This is a genomic window from uncultured Cyclobacterium sp. (genome assembly GCF_963976465.1).
Lineage (GTDB): Bacteria > Bacteroidota > Bacteroidia > Cytophagales > Cyclobacteriaceae > Cyclobacterium.
Window position 1 is genome coordinate 1 of record NZ_CAXBOC010000438.1, and the last position, 4866, is coordinate 4866.

At 38.5% G+C, this 4866-nt stretch carries 3 protein-coding genes; all 3 read right to left on the minus strand.

What is annotated here, in order from left to right:
* A partial coding sequence (locus AAC037_RS19735) for a hypothetical protein (RefSeq protein WP_339905028.1) occupies positions 1 to 553 on the minus strand: 553 nt, incomplete at its 3' end.
* A gap of 10 nt (positions 554 to 563) precedes the next feature.
* Positions 564 to 1739, minus strand: coding sequence for a sialidase family protein (locus tag AAC037_RS19740; protein ID WP_339905030.1), 1176 nt, complete (start codon positions 1737 to 1739; stop codon positions 564 to 566).
* 135 nt (positions 1740 to 1874) lie between these two features.
* A partial coding sequence (locus AAC037_RS19745) for a malectin domain-containing carbohydrate-binding protein (protein ID WP_339905032.1) occupies positions 1875 to 4866 on the minus strand: 2992 nt, incomplete at its 5' end.

Below are 4866 nucleotides of genomic sequence, written 5' to 3' on the forward strand. Positions count from 1 at the left end.
TTTCCGGCAAGTCAATGGCATTGTATTCGAACTTATTAGTCCAGTCAAATCTAAAAACGTTAAAACCGTCAAAACACTCCGTAGGGAGGATATCAAATGCCTTTAATACAATCAAAAACCGGTCAATACCGCCAAAAGGGTAATCCAATGTTGAGAATTCGATGATGCCTTGTTGTTCCACGTTGAATTCCAGGTTTGTGAAATCCACTTCAAAGCCGAACTCCAGATAGTTGAATATGGATAAAGTTTCTTCAATTCCTAGCTCTCCTAATCTTTTATTATCAATTTTTAAGTACTCCATTAAAATCCCATTTGCGTATTCAGGGATTAACCTTTGGTACCTTTTTGCTGCAGGATCTTCAAATATAAAATCACATAACTTTTCTACTGCCTTATCGACTTCATCCTGCGATAATTTTTCCCATTCGATGGGTTCAGGCTCTTCTTCCTTAAAACTAAAATTGGGTTGTCGAACGGTCACCATGTGTTGGTAGAGCTTAAAAAAATCTTCGAACTTGGAAGGAGATTGATTATTGAACTTGATGTATAACATTAAAAATTTATTAGGGTTGAGTAAGTCTTTCTATGGGAATAATAGCCATCTCAGCACTGTTGTTGTTCCATAACTCTCTACCTTTTCCTTCAGGCCGACCCACTTTTCCACCACTGTTGGAGTAGCCAATGTAGAGCTTATCTTGGTGTTCTACAGCATGAGGATAGGCCAAAGCTGCATTGGGGTGGGATTCTCCTACACCTTCCGGGAAATCAGCATGTCGGATTACAAAAACCTTTGAAAAGAGTAACTCGCCGGGTTGACTAAGTGCAATGGTTAAGGTTTTTCTTGATTTATTGACGCCATCATAAGTTGCGCCAATTAAAAAATACTCACCAGTACTCAATTGGCCGGAATATGGCTTTGAGGTGGACATGGGTAAATTACTTGTGCTAACCTTAGACCAGGTTTGTCCATAATCAGCACTTTTTGAGGCCAATGCAATGGCTTCTTCGCCCCAGCGGGCAATATTAATGATATTGGCGCCATCAATTAATATTGAACTTTCCCCCCAGACTTTTTTTGTATCCATAGGTATTACCACCACTTTCCAGTTCGTGAAATCATCACCTTTGCTTATGGCTACAGCCGGAGGGTTATTGCCACTTCCAGTTTCATTTACTTGAAAGCCGGACATTATCCAGTTGCCATTGTCCATTTTTTCAGGAGCTGTTAGCGGCCAAAAATTATCCCTCGCCACGATGCCTTTATCGGTCCAGGTGTCTGTGTTCTCATCGAGTAGGTAAGCCCGCATACGTAAGTTTTCCATAATGCCATCATATTCACCATGGAAAGCCCATAACTGCCCATTATGAGATAGAAATTCGCCATGGCTTACAGCAACCTGTCCACCACCTCCAATATTTTTTAGCGGCCCCCAGGTTTTGCCCCCGTCTTCACTGACCCGGTAATTGGCCTCTTCAGTTACGGTGTTTTCTCCGTTTTTATTGTGACCGAAAGATGCGTAAAGTTTGTCTTTGTGCCAGATTAAGGCCAGGCCGTGTAAAAATCTGTAGCCGTCTTTGGCAAACTCAAAGGGTTTGATGACAGAAAATTCAATATTATCAATGATGGAGATTTCATTTAATTCAGGAAGTTTCTCACTTGGTTTCCACAATGGGAAATTATCCTGTGCCATAATCGGCATGGTCGTTAAAATTGCAATCAATAAAAATATAAATCTCATTCGGCGCTTGTTTTGGTTTATTTGGCAATATTGTTAGGGTCATAAAGATAACAAGCCATCTAATTTCTAAGTGCTTTCTTAAGATTATTATTCATAATTTTAATCTTCAATTGAGCATCGGAAGCATCGGTTAGTTTAGGGGCTGACAATTAATTTTTGCCTGAAAAGAAGGTTGTGCTCGTCATTGACACTTATGAAGTAAATGCCCTTGGATAAATTTTCTAAGGGAATGCTTAGTTGATTTCCGGTTGGTTTGTTCCATTCAAACTTGTTGACAAGATGACCATTGCTATTGTATATCACAACGGTTCCTTTTTCCACATAAACGTCAATTTCTAAATTTGTTTCACCCTTTGCCGGATTTGGAAAAATCCGATAGCTAACTTCTTCGCTTGGTTTTTCTTTATCGGTTATATTGTAATAATAGGACTGTAGGTTTTTCAATTCCTCGATCAATTCACTATTATTTGCTCCATTACCGATGATGGCAATTCCGGAAATGCTTGCTTTGTTAAGCTTCGAAGTCATCTCGAGGGTTAAATAACCATCTGTTACTGAGAGGTTTTCAAAAGAAAATAGGGTAGGGGAATTATGGTTTTCCACAAAAAGATCTAAGTTACTTTTCATGATTTCTTCCTCGATTGTAATGTCAAATACCCTGTTTGCTGCTTTTTCCTGAACTCCATTATGGCCAAACCAAAGCTCATTGTGAAAGGTGAAAAGGGTATAGTTGCCACTGGGAACCGGAATTGAATAAATCACATGCTTCCCATTTCTTTCTGTTTGAAAGATTGGTTCAACATCTAAATCACTGTTTTCAAATCGAGAAGAGCCGGCATTATAGTAAGTAGCATGAGCGGTTTCAGCTACAAAGGTTTCACCTATTAGTGTGGCATCATCCTGGCCTCCGGTATTTAAAAAGAAGGTGAAGTCTGCGTCCGGACTGTCTGGTTTATTTTCCGAAATGATAGCAATTCCTGAAATAGTGGCATTATTGGCGCTGGCTATAAGTCTGAGGTCAAGCAGACCGTCTGTTATTTCAACTGATTCGAAAGTAAGTATCTCCTCCGCATTGTTGCTGTAGGCAAATAGGTCAAAAGCATCTTTCACCAATTCCTCTTCTAAATAAATGTCAAAAACTCTGTTTCCTTCTTTGGCTGTAGCCCCACCTTTACCAAAGTAAAGCTCATTATGGAAAGTTTTGATGGTATAGGCCCCATTTTCTACCGGTATTTGGAAGGTTAACTCATTGGCAAATCTTTCGGATTGAAAAAGCTGCTCATTGCTTGCATTGGTGTTCTTAAAGGTACTGCTGTTGGAACTGATTATAAAATCGCTTTTAATTCTCTCAAAGGTTTGACCATCGAATTCAATGGGGCCTCCTTCTCCCGTATGGTAATACAATTCATGCTGGCTTCCATTGGGTGTATTGGTGTCAGAAGTACGGAAAAGTGCCAAGGCACTATAAGGAGGCAATACAATTTTTCCGGAATATTGCTCCAATTTTGCATTAACATAGGTTCCGGATAAGTTAATTGTTTTGTTGGTATTGCTTGGGTTGTATTCGAATAGCATTAACTCATCAGGATCAATTTGGGTAATTTCTGCTTCTACAAACTCCAAATCATCTAGCCAATAAGTTATGCGTTCATCAGAAGTGTAATGAATCATTAAGGAAACCTCATTTTCATCTTGATAAGGAGAGATAGGGATTTCATAGTTGTTCACTTGTTCATTGATCCTAAAGGTTTTGATTGGGGAAAGCCTTTCCCAAGGGCTGTTTGAGAACCTTAAATTAAAAGCCAGGTGAGTAGGTTTGCTTGCATAACTTTTAAAAGACAATAGATAGGTTTTATCTTGCTTTAAATTGCCCAAGTTTACTTTAATAGCACTTTGATTGGAGTTGGATATTTTTAGAGCTCCTCCGGATAGTTTACTATTGGCATCCCAACTTTCCTGGCAATTGCTACAAGATAAGTCCTTGATGTGCTCATCAAAAGAAGAATTGGCATATTTGCTATCTCCAATAAGCCTATGTACCGTATAGGTAGAAACATCAACTGTATTACTTGTTGAATTTTGATCCTTATTGTATTTGGATTTCCAGCCATTTAGGTCATGTGACAGGCGCTTCTTCTCACCGTTCTTTAGAAATTGATTTCGTATACTGAATTCATCTCCCATGGGTCTGAAAAAGTAATTCTGATCAAAGTTTGCCATCTGTGGGATGTCGTTTTTGTAGGTATTGATGAAATAAGAATTCTGGTCGACTAACTTGGTGAAAAATTGATTGTTTACTATTAGGTTATTCCTTGTGTCACTTCCATTGATACTATTACCCAGGCTAATGGCATTGCCATTGTTAAAAAACAAATTATTATCAACAGTAATATTATTTCCGTTGGCTATTTTAAGTCCACTATTGCTGGTATTCCCAACAGTATTCCCTGTGACGTCAATATTGTTTGAATTGTCATCTAAAAAAATTCCCTCTACCAATAGGTTAGATTCCACATCTCTTTTCGGTGCGCCGGCCGGATTCCCCTTGCCGTTTACTACAATATTGCCTTCAATTTTTCTACCAAAATACCTTTGGTAACTGGTGCCACCAAAGGTATAAATTCCACCACCATCGGTTTTGATCAGACAAAAGTTATCCACAAAATTATTCTTGACCTTGATATAGTTACCACTAAATTGAATGCCATTGAAGCCCGTATTTATAATTGAATTGTTTTGTACCAGTATATTATCTCCTCCAACAAAGATTCCTATTCCTGCTGCATCATCGTTTTGTGTTCTTCCGGCAATGGTGGCAGTGTTGCTTATTTTATTGTTTCGGACAATGGCCTCATCATTGCCATACCTTAAGTTCAAGCTGTTGTTATAGGCATAGCGTATTGTATTATTTTCGATTAGTAGATTGACCACACTTAAAGCATGAATCCCATCATTACCTGCAAATTCAATTTCAGTATTGCCTATTTTGATATTATTCCCTCCCTCCAAATGAATAATATTATTATTTGCGCCTCTAAAATGCAAGCCTTCAATCGTAATGTATTTGTCCCGGTAGTCCTTGGTAAGCAAGTGGTCAAGCGTGCTGACTTCAATTTTTAAGCTGTTT